14 protein-coding genes, 1 tRNA gene and 1 other RNA gene are annotated in these 16632 nt (G+C 73.8%); 11 read left to right on the top strand and 5 right to left on the bottom strand.

Going from position 1 to position 16632, the window contains the following annotated elements:
- Positions 1 to 17 precede the first annotated feature (17 nt).
- On the bottom strand, positions 18 to 2561 hold the full coding sequence (locus tag FHX74_RS07635; RefSeq protein ID WP_328823695.1) for a DNA polymerase III subunit gamma and tau: 2544 nt from the start codon (positions 2559 to 2561) through the stop codon (positions 18 to 20).
- Positions 2562 to 2661: 100 nt separating this feature from the next.
- Here FHX74_RS07635 and FHX74_RS07630 point away from each other — a divergent pair, with 100 nt between their 5' ends.
- Positions 2662 to 3264, top strand: coding sequence for an HAD family hydrolase (locus FHX74_RS07630; RefSeq protein ID WP_182559467.1), 603 nt, complete (start codon positions 2662 to 2664; stop codon positions 3262 to 3264).
- A gap of 32 nt (positions 3265 to 3296) precedes the next feature.
- On the opposite strand, the gene ffs is transcribed toward FHX74_RS07630, so the two are convergent.
- Positions 3297 to 3393, bottom strand: an RNA gene (ffs, locus tag FHX74_RS07625) — signal recognition particle sRNA small type.
- Between the two features lie 83 nt (positions 3394 to 3476).
- Between ffs and FHX74_RS07620 the strand changes: the two genes are divergently transcribed.
- The 6 genes from FHX74_RS07620 (at position 3477) to FHX74_RS07595 (ending at position 8943) form a co-directional block, all read left to right on the top strand.
- Positions 3477 to 3564, top strand: a tRNA-Ser gene (locus tag FHX74_RS07620).
- A gap of 57 nt (positions 3565 to 3621) precedes the next feature.
- Positions 3622 to 4152 carry a hypothetical protein gene (locus tag FHX74_RS07615; protein WP_182559466.1) on the top strand — a complete coding sequence of 177 codons (531 nt, stop codon included), beginning with the start codon at positions 3622 to 3624 and terminating at the stop codon, positions 4150 to 4152.
- Between the two features lie 305 nt (positions 4153 to 4457).
- A complete protein-coding gene (locus FHX74_RS07610; protein WP_182559465.1) occupies positions 4458 to 6452 on the top strand; it encodes a glycoside hydrolase family 127 protein in 1995 nt (664 codons plus the stop codon).
- Positions 6440 to 7546 carry a sialidase family protein gene (locus FHX74_RS07605; RefSeq protein ID WP_220483590.1) on the top strand — a complete coding sequence of 369 codons (1107 nt, stop codon included), beginning with the start codon at positions 6440 to 6442 and terminating at the stop codon, positions 7544 to 7546. The genes FHX74_RS07610 and FHX74_RS07605 overlap by 13 nt, the downstream gene beginning before the upstream one ends.
- A 40-nt stretch (positions 7547 to 7586) precedes the next feature.
- Positions 7587 to 8069 carry a DUF2306 domain-containing protein gene (locus FHX74_RS07600; RefSeq protein ID WP_182559464.1) on the top strand — a complete coding sequence of 161 codons (483 nt, stop codon included), beginning with the start codon at positions 7587 to 7589 and terminating at the stop codon, positions 8067 to 8069.
- 70 nt (positions 8070 to 8139) lie between these two features.
- On the top strand, positions 8140 to 8943 hold the full coding sequence (locus FHX74_RS07595; RefSeq protein WP_182559463.1) for an SDR family oxidoreductase: 804 nt from the start codon (positions 8140 to 8142) through the stop codon (positions 8941 to 8943).
- A gap of 22 nt (positions 8944 to 8965) precedes the next feature.
- On the opposite strand, the gene FHX74_RS07590 is transcribed toward FHX74_RS07595, so the two are convergent.
- Positions 8966 to 9337 (bottom strand): DoxX family protein, encoded by a 372-nt coding sequence (locus FHX74_RS07590; protein WP_182559462.1) that lies wholly within the window; start codon positions 9335 to 9337, stop codon positions 8966 to 8968.
- A 104-nt stretch (positions 9338 to 9441) separates the two neighbouring features.
- Complete coding sequence (locus tag FHX74_RS21060) at positions 9442 to 11565, bottom strand: GMC oxidoreductase (RefSeq protein ID WP_220483589.1); 2124 nt, start codon at positions 11563 to 11565, stop codon at positions 9442 to 9444.
- A gap of 526 nt (positions 11566 to 12091) precedes the next feature.
- On the opposite strand from FHX74_RS21060, the gene FHX74_RS07580 reads away from it, so the two are divergent.
- The 4 genes from FHX74_RS07580 to FHX74_RS07565 all read left to right on the top strand — a co-directional run bounded on the left by FHX74_RS07580 (position 12092) and on the right by FHX74_RS07565 (position 14862).
- Positions 12092 to 13006 (top strand): heavy metal-binding domain-containing protein, encoded by a 915-nt coding sequence (locus tag FHX74_RS07580; protein ID WP_182559461.1) that lies wholly within the window; start codon positions 12092 to 12094, stop codon positions 13004 to 13006.
- 64 nt (positions 13007 to 13070) lie between these two features.
- A complete protein-coding gene (locus FHX74_RS07575) occupies positions 13071 to 13910 on the top strand; it encodes a heavy metal-binding domain-containing protein (protein WP_182559460.1) in 840 nt (279 codons plus the stop codon).
- A 37-nt stretch (positions 13911 to 13947) separates the two neighbouring features.
- Positions 13948 to 14391, top strand: a complete 444-nt coding sequence (locus FHX74_RS07570; protein ID WP_182559459.1) for a hypothetical protein — start codon at positions 13948 to 13950, stop codon at positions 14389 to 14391.
- A gap of 288 nt (positions 14392 to 14679) precedes the next feature.
- The gene (locus tag FHX74_RS07565) at positions 14680 to 14862 is read left to right on the top strand and encodes a hypothetical protein (RefSeq protein WP_182559458.1); all 183 of its coding nucleotides are present in this window, start codon (positions 14680 to 14682) and stop codon (positions 14860 to 14862) included.
- 99 nt (positions 14863 to 14961) lie between these two features.
- Here the strand turns inward: FHX74_RS07565 and FHX74_RS07560 are convergent, their stop codons facing one another.
- The gene (locus FHX74_RS07560; RefSeq protein ID WP_182559457.1) at positions 14962 to 16527 is read right to left on the bottom strand and encodes a helicase HerA-like domain-containing protein; all 1566 of its coding nucleotides are present in this window, start codon (positions 16525 to 16527) and stop codon (positions 14962 to 14964) included.
- Positions 16528 to 16632: the final 105 nt, after the last annotated feature.

Genomic DNA, 16632 nt, shown 5'->3' with positions numbered 1-16632 from the left:
GGCCGCACACGCAGCGCTCAGCGCGGGACCTCTTCCTCGGCGATGATCTCGGCGCCGAGGTGGCGGACCAGCAGTTCCGCGCCCGACTCGCCCACGTCATCGAGGTCCTCGTCGCTGCGGTCGGTGCCCTCGTCGGGCTCGTCGGCCCGCGGCGTCGGGGCGGGCGGGACGGGACGCCGACCGGCGCGCGGAGCGGACGCGGCCGACCCCGGCGACTGGTGTCGGCCTGGCGCGTCGGCACCCTCACGGCCGTGGGCCGCGGGCTGCCCACCGGGTGCCGACCGTGAACCCGGCCCGGCGGACGGGGCCGGAGCCGCGGCATCCGGGGCGGACCCGGGTGAGCCGGGGCTCGGAGCCGCGGGCGGCGCCGACGCGGGTGCGGACGGCGCGGGCTCGCGGGCACCCCAGACCGAGACGTCCGGACCGGGACCCGACGGCGGACCGGCGGAGCTCTCCGCCGGGGCCGCGTGGGAGTCCGCGTGAGGGGACGGGTCGGAGGACGCATCGCTGGGTGGGTGGCTGGATGCGTCGGGCGGACGGACCGGCTCGGGCCAGTCGTCGGACGGTGGCTCGACGGACGGCTCGGGCGGCGGTGCACCGGACGGGTCGGTCCGTGCGGTCGGAGCGCCGGCGCGTTCGGCGGGAGCTGCTGCCGGACCGCTCCCCCGTTCGGGACGGCTGCCGCCGGCTGCGGGGTCGACCATCGTCTCGATCCGCAGGTCAGCGCCGAGCACGACCACCAGGGCCTCGCGGAGGACGTCCTCGCTGCCCCCGCGGGCGAAGTTCTCCCGAACGCCCGCGCTCGGCATCGAAAGCACCAGCGTGCCGTCGCGGATCTCGGCGACCTGGGCGTTCTGGCTGAGCAGGATCCAGGTGAACCGACGGCGGCCCTTGACCTCCTCGAGCACCTCGGGCCAGAGCCGCCGGACGTCGGTGACACCGAGGGTCGGGCGCGCGGGCTGGGTCGGTGCGGGCTGGATCGGTGCCGGTTGGGCTTGTGCCGCGGGCGGCGCTTCGACAGGCTCAGCGCGCGGTGGGGTGGGCTCAGCGCGCGGTGGGGCGGGCTCTGCGCTCGATGGGGCGGTCTCAGTGCGCGGTGGAGCGGTCTCAGCACGCGGTGAGGTCGGCTCAGCGCGCGGTGGGGCGGTCTCAGCGCGCGGTGCTTCGACAGGCTCAGCGGGCGCGGCAGCTCGCGCTTCGACGGGCTCAGCGGGCTTGCGGGCGGGCTCAGCGGGCTCGGCGGGCGGCGCTTCGACAGGCTCAGCGGGCTCGACGCGCGGTGCTTCGACAGGCTCAGCGGGCTTGCGGGCGGGCGGCGTGGGCGTCGAGGCCTGTTCGGCGCCCATTCCGATCCGGCGCTCCAGCCGGTCCAGCCGGGCGTGGATGCCGCGGTCGTCGACGTCGCTGCCCGGCAGCAGCACGCGGGCGCACATCAGCTCGAGGTGCAGCCGGGGCGCGGTGGTGCCGCGCATCTCGGTCAGCCCGGCGGCGATCACCTCGGCGGCCCGGGTCAGCTCGCCGGCGCCCAGGGCAGCGGCCTGGCTGCTCAGCCGGTCGGCCTGGTCGTCGGCCACGTCGACCAGACCGGAGGTCAGCGCGTCGGGCACCGCGGCGACGATCACGAGGTCGCGGAGCCGGCGGAGCAGGTCCTCGGCGAACCGACGCGGGTCCTGGCCGACCTCGATGACCTTGTCGACCCCGGCGAAGACGCCGTGCGCGTCGCCGGCCGCGAAGGCGTCCATCATCTCGTCGAGCAGCGAGTCCGGGGTGTAGCCGAGCAACGCGGCCGCGTGGGCGTAGGAGACGCCCTGCTCGTCGGCACCGCCGAGCAGCTGGTCGAGCACCGAGAGCGAGTCGCGGACCGAGCCGGCCCCGGCCCGGACGACCAGCGGGATGACCCCGTTCTCGACGGCGATCCCCTCCCGGCCGCAGACCTCGGTCAGGTAGCCGCCGAGCACCCGCGGCGGGACCAGCCGGAACGGGTAGTGGTGGGTGCGGGAACGGATCGTCCCGATCACCTTGTCCGGTTCGGTGGTGGCGAAGATGAACTTGACGTGCGGCGGCGGCTCCTCGACCAGCTTGAGCAGGGCGTTGAACCCCGCCGTAGTCACCATGTGCGCCTCGTCGACGATGTAGATCTTGTAGCGGCTGGAGACCGGGGCGAAGAACGCGCGCTCGCGCAGGTCGCGGGCGTCGTCGACACCGCCGTGGCTGGCCGCGTCGATCTCGATCACGTCGATGCTGCCCGGGCCGCCGGTGGCCAGGTCGCGGCACGACTGGCACTCCCCGCACGGCTCGGCGCGCGGCGCCCGCTCGCAGTTGAGCGCGCGGGCCAGGATGCGGGCCGAGGTGGTCTTGCCGCAGCCCCGCGGCCCGGAGAACAGGTAGGCGTGGTTGACCCGGTTGTTGACCAGCGCGCGCTGCAACGGCTCGGTGACGTGCTCCTGCCCGATGACCTGGGCGAAGGTGTCCGGGCGGTAGCGGCGGTAGAGGGCCAGCGGCGGGCCGGCCGGGCTCGGCGGCGCCTCGATCAGGGCTTCGTCGAACGGCACGTCCTCCACGGGGAGCACCTTATGCCGTGGGTCGGACAGCGCCGGTGCCCGCGAGAAGCGCGGTGGGACCCGGTCCCGGGCGGCGTCGCCGGTCGACCATGATGGGCCGGTGCCAACCCAGCTGAAGGCGGTCCTCTTCGACGCGGACGGTGTGATCCAGTCCACGCCGTCGGGCTGGGTGGACGACCTGCGGGCGATGGCCCCGGACGATCCCGACACCTTCGTCGACGCGCTGATGGCCGCCGAGATGGCACCGGTGCGCGGGCAGGCCGGGTTCCGCGACACGTTGCTGCCGGTGATGGCCGAGTTCGGCGTGACGGTGGGTGTCGAGACGGTGCTCGAGGTCTGGCACCGGCTGGTCACCGACCCCGGGATGCTCGAAGCGATCGCCGAGCTGCGCCGCGAGGGCCTGCTCTGCGCGCTGACCACCAACCAGCACGACGTCCGCGCCCGGTTGATGCGCGACGAGCTGCACTACGGCGACGTGTTCGACGCGCAGTTCTACTCCTGCGAGCTCGGCAGCTGGAAGCCGCGACCCGAGTACTTCGAGACGGTCGTCCGGGAGCTCGGCGTGGCGCCGGAGGAAGCCCTCTTCGTCGACGACCGCGAGGACAACGTCGAGGGCGCCCGGTCGGTCGGGCTGCGGGCCGAGGTCTTCCGCGAGCTGGGCGGTCGGGCCGAGCTCGACCGGATCCTCGCCCTGCACCGCTGAGACGCGGACCGCGAACGGCACCGGGTCGGGACGCAGAAGATCCCCCGCGCACCCGAAAGAGCTCACTTACCCTTGCTGCCGTCAAGCCCTGGGGGAGTTGGGTGAGGTATCGCCACGCGGGGGACCGGCGTCGAGTGTAGCGGGTCCGCGGGGGCGGCCGGGTCGTCGGAACGATTCGCCGAAGCCGAGCCGCACCTTGTAACCTCCCCTGCGGAGGATTCGCCTAGAGGCCTATGGCGCTCGCTTGGAAAGCGGGTTGGGTTCACGCCCTCGCGGGTTCGAATCCCGCATCCTCCGCCATTTCCCCGCCGCTCTCGGTCACCCGCAACCCCCGGTGGCCGACCGTAGGATCGGCCGATGCATCTGCTGATCGCGTGGTGCGGCTTCGTCGGCGCCTGGCTGCTGTTCGCCGGGCCGATCTACCAGGCCGCCACCGAGCTCGAGGAAGAGGGTTTCGAGCGCGACGCGTTCAGCGCGCAGATCGACACGGTAGAGGTGCCCGAGCGTCCGTCGCCCTGGTGGTGGCTGCTGCCGCCCGTCGGCTACGTCCTGCAGCGCCGGCGGCAGACCGAGTACCGGCGTCGCATCATGGCCGTGATGACCCAGGACCAGCTCGAGCGGATGGTCGCCTTCGCCAACACCGCGACCGGGTGGCTGTTCGTCGCCGGTGGCGCCTTCTTCATCGCCCTCAAGGAGACCTGGGAGCTGGCCGAGGTCTACGAGCTGTCGGTGCTGTTGTTCGTGCTCGCCGTCGTGGTCATGTTCGCGCTCTGCGCGCTGCACACCATCGTCCGCCTCCGCGGTACCCACCAGATGCTCGCTCGATCCGGGACCGCACGAAACCGCGACTCGATGACCGACGAGCCGCCGGCGACGTCTGACGCGTGAAGTGACCGCATCAAGCCGCCGTTCCGTGCGCGGTCGGCGGTGCAGGACCGACGGATCAGGCCGGATTCGCGCCACCGACCTGCCGGAACGGCTGCAAGACCCCGCGATCTTTGGCATGCTGATCCAGCCCTCCCCCTCCGAGGCGCGAGAGCCGACGGCGGATGCGCACGCAACACCTGCGACAGGGTTGAGTGCGGGTTCGACCCCTGCCGGTCGTGCTCTGCCATGGGTGGGACGCGGCGCCCGTGTGCGGGGACCCGCCGCGGGCGCCGCCCACCTCGTCTGGATCCAGTGCAGGAGTCCCCGTGTCGCGCGTCGCCGCCGGCCCCCTCCGCCCGACCCCGACCGCGATCGGCGCCGCACGACCGGTCTGGTTCGACCTCGAGGGCGGGTTCTGGGGTGACTGGCGGCGGGCGAACTCGACGACCACGCTGCACCACGGCGTGCGCTGGCTGACCGACCTCGGCTATCTGGAGAACTTCCGGACCGCCATCGCCGGCCGCAGCGAGCCCTACTACGGCGTGCACTGGATGGACTCCGACCTCTACAAGGTGGTCGAGGCGATCGGGTGGGACCTCGCCCACACCCCCGACTCCGAGCTCGAGGCGTTCCTCGACGAGGTCAGCGAGTTGGTCCTCGCGCTCCAGGCACCCGACGGGTACGTCAACTCACACTTCCAGGCCCGCGCCCGCGACCGCCGCTGGACCGACTTCGCCTTCGGCCACGAGATGTACACCGGCGGGCACCTCGTGCAGGCGGCGGTGGCCGTCCACCGCGGCACCGGCGACGACCGCTTGCTCGGCGCGGCGCGCCGGTTCGCCGATCACCTGTGGGACCGGTTCGGGCCCCACGGCGAACCGCGGATCGACGGCCACCCCGGGATCGAGCTGGCGCTGGTCGAGCTGTTCCGCGAGACCGGCGAGCAGCGCCACCTCGAGCTCGCCCGGCTGTTCGTCGACCGCCGCGGGCACAGCAGCCTCGGGCCCGGGCACTTCGGCCGGCTGTACGTCCAGGACGCCGTCCCGATCCGGGAGGCGACCGAGCTGACCGGCCACGCGGTCCGCGCCGCCTACTTCGCGGCCGGGGCCACCGACGTGGCCGTCGAGACCGGTGACGCCGAGCTGCTCGACCGCACCCGGCTGCTCTGGGACGACCTGGTGGCCACCAAGACCTACCTGACCGGCGGGATCGGGTCGCGGCACTTCCACGAGGCGCTCGGCGAGGCCTACGAGCTGCCGCCCGACCGGGCCTACGCCGAGTCGTGCGCGGCGATCGGCCTGCTGATGTGGAGCCAGCGGCTTGCCCTGGCCACCGGCGAGGCCCGCTACGCCGACCTCGCCGAACGCGTGCTGCACAACGGGTTCGCCGCCTCGACCTCGCTCGACCGGACCCACTTCTGGTACCAGAACCCGCTGCTGAGGCGCCGTCCCGGCCCCGTTCCCGCCGAGGACCGGCCCGTGCAGGAGCGCGACGAGCTCGGCACCCGTGCCCCCTGGTACGACACCGCCTGCTGCCCGCCCAACGTGATGCGGACGATCTCCTCGCTCGGGTGGTCGGTGGCCACCGTGACCGCCGACGACGACACCCTGCGGATCGACCAGCTGATGCCGGGACAGCTGCGGACCACGCTGGCCGCCGGGCCGGTCGAGCTCGAGGTCCGGACCCGTTACCCGGACCAGCCCACGGTGACCGTCCGGGTGCTCGACGCTCCCGCCGACTGGACCCTCGAGCTGCGACTGCCGTCCTGGTCGGCGGCCGTGCGGACGGGCTGGTGGGCCGCGGGCGAGCGCCGCGCCGCCGAGCCGGACGCGCGCGGCCGGCTGGCCGCGAGCGGCCTGCGGGCGGGCCAGGAGGTCGTGCTGGAGCCCGACCTCGCGGTCCGGCTGACCGCGGCCGATCGGCGGGTGGAGGCGGTGGCCGGCCAGCGCGCGGTCGAACGCGGGCCGGTGGTCTACGCGCTCGAGGGCGTCGACCTGCCCGAGGGGGTCGACCTGCTCGACGTCGCGCTCGCCGCCGACCCGGCGCCCCGGGTGGCGGTGGAGGACACCCTGCTCGGCGGCACGACCGCGGTGGTGGTCCGGGGCACGGCGGCCGGTGCGCCACGGCCGGTCTGGCCCTACGGTCCGGCGTCCGACCCCGGGACCGCCTCCTCGGACTCCGAGGACCGACCCGGCCCGCGTCCGGTCGAGCTGCGGCTGATCCCGTACGCCCGGTGGGCCAACCGGGGCGCGACCACCCTGCGGGTCTGGCTGCCCCGATCCGTCCCCGGCGACGACGGAGCTCGACCGTGCCGGACGTGAGGGTCGAGCGCTCGCTGGTCCACCGCGAGCCCGGGCGGTTTGCCGGGTGGCCGGCCAACTACGGGATGTGGTGCTGGGGCGACGAGGTGGTCGCGGTGTTCGCGGTCGGCTGGACGGGACGGCTCGACGGTCTGCACGCCCGCGACCTGAGCCGGCCGTTCGAGCCGGTGCAGGCCCGCAGCCACGACGGCGGCCGCACCTGGACCACCGAGCCCTTCACCGGCACGATCCCCACCGGCGCGCGGTCGCTGTCGGCCGACGAGCACGTCGAGCCGCGGCTCCGGGTCGGGCCACGGGTCGGCCGGGACGACTTCGTCCCGCTCGAGCAGCCGGTCGACTTCACCGACCCCGAGACGGTGCTGCTCTGCGCGCGGACCGGTCTCGAACGCGGCTCCTGGTCGTGGTTCTACGTCAGCCGGGACCGGGCCCGGCACTGGTCGGGGCCGTTCCTGCTCCCCGATCCCGGGACCGGCGGGATCGCCGCCCGCACCGACGTGGTGCCGCTGGGTGAGCGCTCGGCTCTGCTGCAGCTCACCGTCCCCAAGAGCGACGGCGCCGAGGGCCGGGTGCTGGCGGTCCGCACCGACGACGGCGGCCGGTCCTTCCACCCGGCCGGCTGGGTCGGGCCCGAGCCGACCGGCTTCGCGATCATGCCCTCGTCGCGGCGGCTGCCCGACGGCTCGGTGCTGACCGCGGTCCGCCGCGCCGGCCCCGCCGACCGACCCGGTGAGCCGTACCGGCACTGGATCGACGTCCACCGCTCGTCCGACGCGGGCGCGAACTGGTCGCTGCTCGGCACCGCGGTGGACGACACCGGCCCCGGCGGCAACCCACCGGCCCTGGTCGCGCTGCCCGACGGCCGGCTGGTGATCAGCTACGGATACCGGTCGTCCCCCTTCGGCCTGCGGGCGGTGGTCAGCACCGACGACGGCCGGTCGTGGTCCGAGCCGCTGGTGCTCACCGACGACTGCGCGGTGGCCGACCTGGGCTATCCGCGGTCGGTGCTGCTGGGCGACACCGTGCTCACCGTGTACTACGCCAACGCGGGCGCCGAGAGCGAGCGGTTCATCGAGGCGGTGCGCTGGATCCCGTGATCCGGCCCGCGGCGACGGGTCCGTCCCTAGACTCCTGACCGTGCTCCCGGCCTGGACGCCCGTCATCGCCGCCCACGCGGTCGCCGCCGTGCTGTGTCTGGCGCTCGGCGGTTTCCAGGTCGCCCGCCGGGTCCGCGGCGACACCGTCCACCGCACGGTCGGCTGGGTCTGGGCGGGGCTGATGCTCTTCCTGGCCGCGGTGTCCTTCGGGTTCGGCACCTGGGCCGACCCGGTCGCCATCTTCCTGCGGGTGCTGGCCACCTGGGTGCTGGTCAGCGTCACCCTCGGCATCGTCGCCGCCCGCCGCGGCAACATCGCCCGGCACCGCGGGTTCATGATCGGCAACTACATCGGGTTGGCGGCCGCCCTGGTCGGCGCGGCCGCTGTCCCCAGCCGGCGGCTGCCGTCGTGGTTCGCCGCCCATCCGGTCGCGATGTCGTTGGCCACCGTGGGGCTGGTGGCGGTGGCCGGCTTCGTCATCGCGGCGGCCTTCGCCGCGGCCCGCCGGGTGCGTGTCGGCTGACGCGGCGGCGCGTCCCGCCGATCACGTATCGTCCCCGGCGGACCGGGTGGGCCGGGACGACGGAGGGGCGATGAGGAATCGGCTGCGGGGGCAGCGGGTGCTGGTGACCGGCGCGAGCAACGGCATCGGCCGGCTGATGGCGCTCGAGGCCGCCCGACGCGGCGCCTCGGTGGTGCTGTGGGGTCTCGACGCGACGGCGCTCGACCGGGTCCGCGACGAGGCCCGCGCCCTCGGGGTCGGGGCCGAGGCCCGATCGGTGGACGTCTCGGACCGGGCGGCGGTCGGCGCCGCGGCCGCCGGGACCGCTGCGGTCGACGTGGTGATCAACAACGCCGGGGTGGTCAGCGGCAAGCGGCTGCTCGACGCCGACGACGAGGCCATCGAACGCACCTTCGCGGTCAACACGCTCGCCCACTACTGGGTGGTGCGCGCCTTCCTGCCGGCCATGATCAGCCGCGACCGCGGCACGGTGGTCACCGTCGCCAGCGCCGGCGGGTTGGTCGGCGTCGCCCGGCAGACCGACTACGCGGCCAGCAAGTTCGCCGCGGTCGGCTTCACCGAGTCGCTGCGGGTCGAGCTCAAGCGCGACCGCAGCCGGGTCCGCACCCTGTTGGTCTGCCCCTACTACATCGACACCGGGATGTTCGACGGCGTCCGCACCCGGTTCCCCGCCCTGCTGCCCATCCTGCGACCCGACGACGTGGTGACCAAGATCATGGACGCCCTCGAGAACGGCCGGGAGAAGCTCTACCTGCCCTGGATCGTGCACGCCCTGGCGCCCCTGCGGCTGCTCCCGGTCCCGCTCTTCGACGCCGTGGTGAACCTGTTCGGCATCAACCGGACGATGGACCACTTCACCGGACGCCGCCGCTGACCCCGGGTCCCGGCGCGGCGACTCAGAGCTGGATGAACCTGATCACCGCGACCACGACGGCCAGCGACAGCAGCGACACGTTGCCCCAGGCCTCGCGCTTCTCACCCCGCTGCCAGTGGGTGCGGAACGCCCCGACCTGGATCAGGGTGAGACCGACCGCGGCGATCGGGGTGAGCACCGGCGCGATCCCGGTGGCCCACGGGACGATCACCCCGATCGCCCCCAGCGTCTCGGCGAGGCCGATCCCGCGGATGTCCCGGGACGACCAGTCGGCGGCCCAGCCGAAGCTGCGCATGCTGATCAACTTCTCGCGCGGGACGACCAGCTTCATCACCCCGACGACCAGGAAGGTCGCCGCCAGCGCGACGGCACAGATCCAGGCGAACACGTCCATGGCACACCTCGTCGGCGGCCCGGCCACCCTGGTCGGGCCGACGTCATCATGATCCTCCGACGGTGCCCCGGCGGCCAGAGCCATGCGGCGGGTCGGAGGCTCCTTCAGCCAGCCCGGACCAGCCGGTCGGTGATCCGCATCGCGTTGGCGAAGATCGTCAGCACCGGGTTGACCCCGCCGTTGGTGACGTGGCTGGAGCCGTCGACCACGTAGAGGTTGTCGTGGCCCCAGACCCGACCGTCGGGGTCGACCACCGATGCGGCCGGATCCGCCCCCATCCGGCAGGTGCCGGCCTGGTGCTGACCGCCGCTCGGCCCCGGACCCGCGGGCCCGGCGATCGGGAACACCCGTGCGGCTCCGGCGGCGGTGAGCCAGTCGGCGGCCCGGCCGGCCAGGAAGGCCCGGCCACGTTCGTCCTCGCGGTGTAGTCCCCCGGACAGCACCGCCAGCGGCACCCCGTGACCGTCGACACGACGCGGGTCGAGCCGCACCCGGGAGTCGGCGCTGGTCACCTCCTGGACCGGGCCCATCATCCGGAGCAGCCGGCGGTGCCAGCGCCGGACGCCGGCGATGCTGTCCCCGCCCCAGCGCGGGACCACCCCGAGGGCGACCAGGTGGGCGTAGAGGTTGACCGGCGGCAGGGTGAACTCGTCGGCCAGCATCCCGCCGCCGACGATGCCCGGGTTGCCGTGCCGCAGGTCGGTGGTGGCCACCGACGGGCCCGGTCCGAGCAGGTCGTCGACCTCCTCGTCGAAGAGCGCGAACGCACCGCCGTACAGGTGGCCTTGCAGGTGCCGGCCGACCTGGTCGTGCCGGTTGCCGATCCCCTGCGGCTCGCCGTCGTGCGCGCTGGCCAGCAGCAACCGGGCAGTCTCCACCGCGCCCGCGCCGACCATGATCGTCGCGGCGTCGATCACCCGGCGCGGCCCGGCCGGGCCGGCGGAGAGCGCGACACCGGCGGCCCGGCCGTGGACGTCGACGACGATCCGGGTCGCGCGCGTGCCGGTGATCACCGTGGTCCGCCCGGTCGCCAGCGCCCGCACCAGCATGGTGTTGCGGCTGTCGTTTTTGGCCTCGACCGGGCAGGCGAACCCGACGCAGGCCCGGCAGCGGACGCAGCCCGGGCGGCCGAGGTAGGGGCCCGAGTTGATCAACAACGGCACGGCCCGGACGCCGAGCCCGACCCGGTCGGCGGCTGCGGCCAGCCGGGTCGCGGTCGGCCCCTCGGGGAGTGGCGGCATCGGGTAGGGCCGCGAGCGGTGCCCGTCGTAGGGCCCGGCCCGGTCGTCGCCGCTGACCCCGACCTCCCACTCGGCCCGCGCGTACCACGGCTCGAGGTCGTCGTAGCCGATCGGCCAGTCGGCCAGCGCGCTGCCGTCGGGGACGCCGTAGGTGCCGGCCATCCGGAAGTCCTCGGGACCGAACCGCCACGCCTGCGCGCCGTAGACCCGGGTGCCGCCGCCGAGGGTCTGGGCGTTGGCCAACCAACCGCCAGCCCAGGGAGCCACCTCCGCCTCGCCGGTGCCGTCCGCACCGGGACGGATTCGCCGGTCGGCCGGGTCGGCGGAGCGGGTGGGCATCGGGAGCCCCCACTCCATCCGCGGGTTCCGCAGCTGACCGGTGGCCAGGGTCTCGCGCGACGGCGCCGCGCCGGCCTCGACGACCAGCACCGTCCGGCCCGACTCGGCCAGCAGCGCGGCCGCGGTGCCGCCGCCGGCGCCGGACCCGATCACCACCGCGTCGTAGCGGTCGGCGAGCCCGGGCAGCGCCTCGGGGCCGAGCACCGCGCCGGTGCCGGGGACCACCGGGGGCTCGGGCGGACGGACGTCGTCGACGAACCGGGTCCAGCCCAGCTCGGCCCACAGCCGCTCGTCGCCACCGTCGGCCCGGTCGGCCCAGGCGGTGGCGCTGACCAGCTCGGCGAGGTCGCGTCCGACCGGGTCGTCGTCGAGCGGACGCAGGTCCGGTGCGCCGGGTCCGGCTCCGAGCACGGTGCTCAGCAGTGCCGCCCAGGCCGTCCGTCGGTCGGGACGCTGGTCGAGCACCCGGAGCAGGGCGGCCGGCAGCCCCTGGTCGTCGGCGCGGTGCCGGAGCGGCACGATCTCGTCGAGCAGGGCCGCGAGGTCGGCGGCCCGTCCGGGCAGCCCGAGCAGCGTCGCGAGCCGTTCGAGGGGGGTCGTCGGGGAACCGGCTGCCGGGCTTGCTCCGGGGTCGGCGGCATCGCTCACCCGGGCATGGTCGCAGCCGGGGAAGCAGGCCCGGGAGCCGGGACGCGACGTGGAGCCGGGACGCGACGAGGGGCCGGGACGACGAACGTCCCGGCCCCTCGACCTGGGATCGCCGGGTTCCCAGTCACCCGGCGATCTTCTGCCCTCTCCACGCGGCCCGTCCGGGCCGTACTTCCACCGGATCTCCCTCCGGCGCGGGCGTCCGTGCAGTCCCCCCGTTCTGCACAGGCGCCCGACGTAGACCCGGGACGGCACTCTCCCCCCGGTAGCACCGTCCCGGTCAGGATCCTCGGGTCCCCCCGAACCCTTGATCCCGATGACCATCATCCTGGACCCCCCACCTTCAGTGCGGATCAGGGTCTTCCCCCTGATCCGCTCAGGTTTCGCGCAACCCGTCCGTGGCCGATCCTGCGGCTTTCTGAAGCAAATCCTGAGGTGAGGCTGCGGTGCCGGCGGAGCCGACCCGGGCGGGTGGCACGATCGGTGGCGGGTCGTCCGGTCGGGCGGCCGAGGAGGCGGATCAGCGATGGCACAGTGGGACGGCCGGGGGCTGCCTCCGGTCGCGCAGGCCCGGATCGACCGGGCCCGCGCCGACGGCGTCCGCACCTCGTTGCTCTCAACGGACGCCACCGTCGGCCTCGGTTCGGTCGGCTTCGACGCCGTCGGCGAGGTGATGGGCTGCGTCGTCGAGAGCGTCGGCTGGTCCGGCTACGGCGGCTGTGGCTGGATGGGCATGGGCTACGGCGGCGGCTTCGGCGGGATGCTCGGCGGCTACAGCACCCCGCCGCCGGTGATCGGCACCCGCGACAGCCGGTTCGCCGCCTTCCGGCCGTACGCCGACGCGATCCGCCGCGGCTACGGCACCGCGCTGTCCCGGCTGCTCCAGGAGGCGGCCGCGCTCGGCGCCGACGGCGTGGTGGGGATCCGGCTCAGCGTCAGCATGCTCGACGGTGCCCGCGAGTTCATGGCCATCGGCACCGCCGTCCGCGGCCGCACGGCAACCCGACCGGCGCGGCCGTTCACCACCGACCTGTCCGGCAGCGACGTGGCCAAACTGCTGCTGGCCGGCTGGGTGCCCGACTGCCTGCTCTACGCCTTCGACCTCGCCATCCGCCACGACGACTGGCGCACCATGGGCCAGGCCAGCAGCTGGAGCAACACCGAGATCAGCGGCTACACCGAGCTGATCACCTACGTCCGGCACGTGGTCCGCACCGACATCGCCGAGCAGGCCGCGCGGCTCCGCAGCGACGGGTTCATCTCGTCCGCGATGACCCTGCGGATCTTCGAGGTCGAGCCGGGTGAGAACCACCGCGACCACGTGGCCGAGTCGCTGATGGTCGGCACCGCGATCGCCCGGTACACCCGGCAGGCGCACCCGCTGACCGACAGCCGCACGCTGGTCCCGCTCGGCGGGATGATCCCGACCCGCCGCCGCTGAGCCGCAGACCCGACCACGACCACGACCGACCAACGACCGATCAACTACCGACCACGAGGAACCGATGAGCGTCCAGCACAACGAGATGGGCATCCCGACCGACGCGCTGAACCGGCTGGCCCACATGCGTCCGGGCGGCGGCCAGGGACCGCAGGGCGGGTTGTTCACCTCCGACCTGTCGGTCAACGAGTTCCTGCTGGTCCGCGAGGCGGGCTTCCGACCGCTCGGGCTGGTGCTCGGGTCGAGCATCTACCACGTCGGCTTCCAGGCCCGCTCGTGGAGCAAGAATCAGGAGCTCGACCGGCTGTCGGGAGCGATGTACCACGCGCGGGAGCTCGCCATGACCCGGATGGAGGCCGAGGCCGACGCGCTGGGCGCCGACGGCATCGTCGCGGTCCGGCTGGAGATCGAGTTCAAGGAGTTCGGCAACGACATCGCCGAGTTCATCGCCGTCGGCACCGCGGTCAAGGCCGACAACCCGCCGCCCACCGGCGGCAGCTGGCGCAACAACAAGAACCAGCCCTTCACCTCCGACCTGTCCGGGCAGGACTTCTGGACCCTGGTGCAGGCCGGGTACGCCCCACTGGGGATGGTGATGGGCACCTGCGTCTACCACATCGCCCACCAGGGCTTCTTCCAGTCGATGGGCAACATCGGCCAGAACGTGGAGATCCCGCAGTTCACCGAGGCGCTCTACGACGCCCGTGAGCTGGCCATGAGCCGGATGCAGGCCGAGGCCGAGCAGCTGATGGCCGAGGGCATCGTCGGTGTCCAGCTGCTGTCGCTGCCGCACCAGTGGGGCGGGCACACCACCGAGTTCTTCGCCATCGGCACCGCGGTGCGCCCGCTGCGTCCCGACCACGTGATCGAGACGCCGCAGCTGGTGCTCCCGCTGGTCGACTGACCGCCGCCCGACCCGCACCGGCCCTTACGGTGGTGACGTGACCCTCGAGAACCCGGAGCCGTCGGACGACCAGCTCGACCCGGTCGGGTCGACCGACCTCATCGCCGCCGCGCTGCGCTCCGACGCCGCCGAGGTCGACACCCTGGTCCGGGTGCTGACCGCCACCCTCGGGGACGCCCTGCCGCCCGGGCTGGTCGAGGTCGAGCGGTCCCGCTCGTTCGGCGACCGGCTCTCCGGCCGCGACGGCACCCCGGTCGCGGTGACGGTGAGCGCCGGCGACCTGCAGCTTCGGCTGTCCCACGCCAAGGGCCGCGGCGGGCCGGTCCGGGCCGAGCGGCAGCGCGTCGTCCGCGGCGTGGTGATCAGCCGCGAGGAGATCGGGATCGACGCCTGGGTGGCCACCCTGGCGGCCGTGCTCCGTGATCTTGCTGCCCGCAACGCCGCCGCCCGCGACGCGCTCGCCCGGATGCTCGGCGCATAAATCCTTTGCGGGGCTCGGAACCCCGCCCGTAGTGTTCTGCTCGAGGTCGGGCGATCCCGCCCGGCCGCCCTCGCGCCGCAGACCGGCGCCGTCACTCGGATGGGAGGTGTCGACGTGATGATCATGACTCCGTTCGACGCCCGCAGAGGCGTCGCCGTCGTCGCTTAGCGACGAGACCGGCTGACCTGCCTCAGCCCTGCGTCCTCACCCATCACCGGTACCGCACGATCCTGGCGCCGCCCACGCGCGCCCGGCGGTCCCGGCCTGCCGCGAAAGCGAGTGATCACCATGCACGTCCACCATGCCCTCGTCCTGGTCGGGTCCGAACGCGACCGGAGCCGGCGTGCCGCGCTCCGGCACGCGCAGCTCGGTGCCGCCGCGCAGGCGCGTCGAGACGCCCGACGGCCGCAGCCACGGCCCGTGGCCGTGGCCCGTCGGCTGCGCGCGCTCCGCGCTCTGCTCGGTGTCTGAGCCGGGCCCGACCCTCACGTCCCCGTCACCAGCGCGGTTCCACACCCGCGTCGGTGGCGGGGACGTCCCCTTGTCGGCACCGGCACCGGCCGGGCGAGCTCAGCGACGCCGGCGCGCGGTACCGAACAGGCCGCGGAAGATCTCCCGGCCGGCGGTGCGGGCCAGGTCGCGGACGATCGGGGAGTTGACGATCTGCTCGACCATCCCCTTCTCCTGGCGCGCCCGTGGCGCCGGTTCACGACGCTGCTGCGGGGCCGGTGCCTGCGGAGCGGTGGCCGGCGCCTCGGCCTGCGCGGCCCGCGACCCGGCGTCGAGCCGCTTGGCCAGCATCTCCCGGGCGGACTCCCGGTCGATCGGCTGCAGGTACTTCGCGGCCAGCGGCGAGTTCTGCACGCTGGCCTGCATCTGGTCGGCCGGCGTCGGCGCCATCAGCGACTGCGGAGCCAGCATCCGGGTCCAGGCCACCGGCGTCGGGGCGCCGTCGGGGTCCATCACGGTGACGATGGCCTCGCCGATGCCCAGCTCGGTGAGCACCGACTCGAGGTCGTAGTGCGACTTCGGGAAGGTCGCCACCGTCTGCTTGAGCGCCTTGGCGTCGTTCGGGGTGTGTGCGCGCAGCTGGTGCTGCACCCGCGAGCCGAGCTGGGCCAGCACGTCGTCGGGGACGTCCTTGGGCGTCTGGGTGACGAAGAAGATCCCGACGCCCTTGGAGCGGATCAGCCGGACCGTCTGGGTGATCGAGTTGAGGAAGGCCTTCGAGGCACCGGTGAACAGCAGGTGCGCCTCGTCGAAGAAGAAGACCAGCTTGGGCTTGTCGGCGTCACCGACCTCGGGCAGGTCGTGGAACAGGTCGGCCAGCAGCCACATCAGGAAGGTGGAGAACACCTGCGGCCGGTCCTGCAGGTTGGGCAGCTCGAGCAGCGTGACGATGCCCCGGCCCGACGGGTCGAGGGCCAGCAGGTCGGCGGTGTCGAACTCGGGCTCCCCGAAGAACGCGTCCGCGCCCTGGTCGCTGAAGTTGATCAACGACCGCAGGATGACCCCGACGGTGGAGGCGGAGATCCCGCCGATGGCGGACAGCTCGGCCTTGCCCTCGTCGGAGGTGAGGAACTGCAGCACGGCGCGCAGGTCGGACAGGTCGAGCAGCGGCAGCCCGGCCTTGTCGGCGTAGTGGAACACCAGCCCGAGCGTCGACTCCTGGGTCTCGTTGAGCTCGAGCACCTTGGAGAGCAGCACCGGGCCGAAGGCGCTCATGGTCACCCGCACCGGCAGCCCGATGCCCTGCCCGCCGAGCGCCAGGAACCGGGTCGGGGCGCCCTGCGGGTGCCAGTCCTGACCGATCTTCGCGGTCCGCTTGGCCAGCTTGTCGCTCGCCTCACCCGGTGAGGCGATGCCCGACAGGTCGCCCTTGACGTCGGCCGCGAAGACCGGGACGCCGGCCGCTGAGATCTGCTCGGCCAGCACCTGGAGGGTCTTGGTCTTGCCGGTGCCGGTGGCCCCCGCGACCAGACCGTGCCGGTTGAGCATCGACAGCGGGATCCGCACCCGCGCGTCGGGCACCGGCTGGTCGGCCTCCATCAGCACCCCGAGGTCGATCGCGGCCTCGTCGAACGTGTAGCCGGCGCGGATCTCGGTGACCTCGTCGGCGTTGCTCGCCTCGCTCATGGGCTCAGCGTGCCACAGCGCCCGCGAGCGCGCGGGAGGACTCCGGAGTCGGGTTCCGACCGGCCCGGAGGTCCCGGACGAGCCGGGTCGGAGCCCGGCCGGGAC

Source organism: Microlunatus kandeliicorticis (assembly GCF_014137855.1).
GTDB lineage: Bacteria > Actinomycetota > Actinomycetes > Propionibacteriales > Propionibacteriaceae > Microlunatus > Microlunatus kandeliicorticis.
The sequence above is the reverse complement of the archived record's forward strand: the minus strand, read 5'-3'. Positions and strand labels throughout refer to the sequence as shown.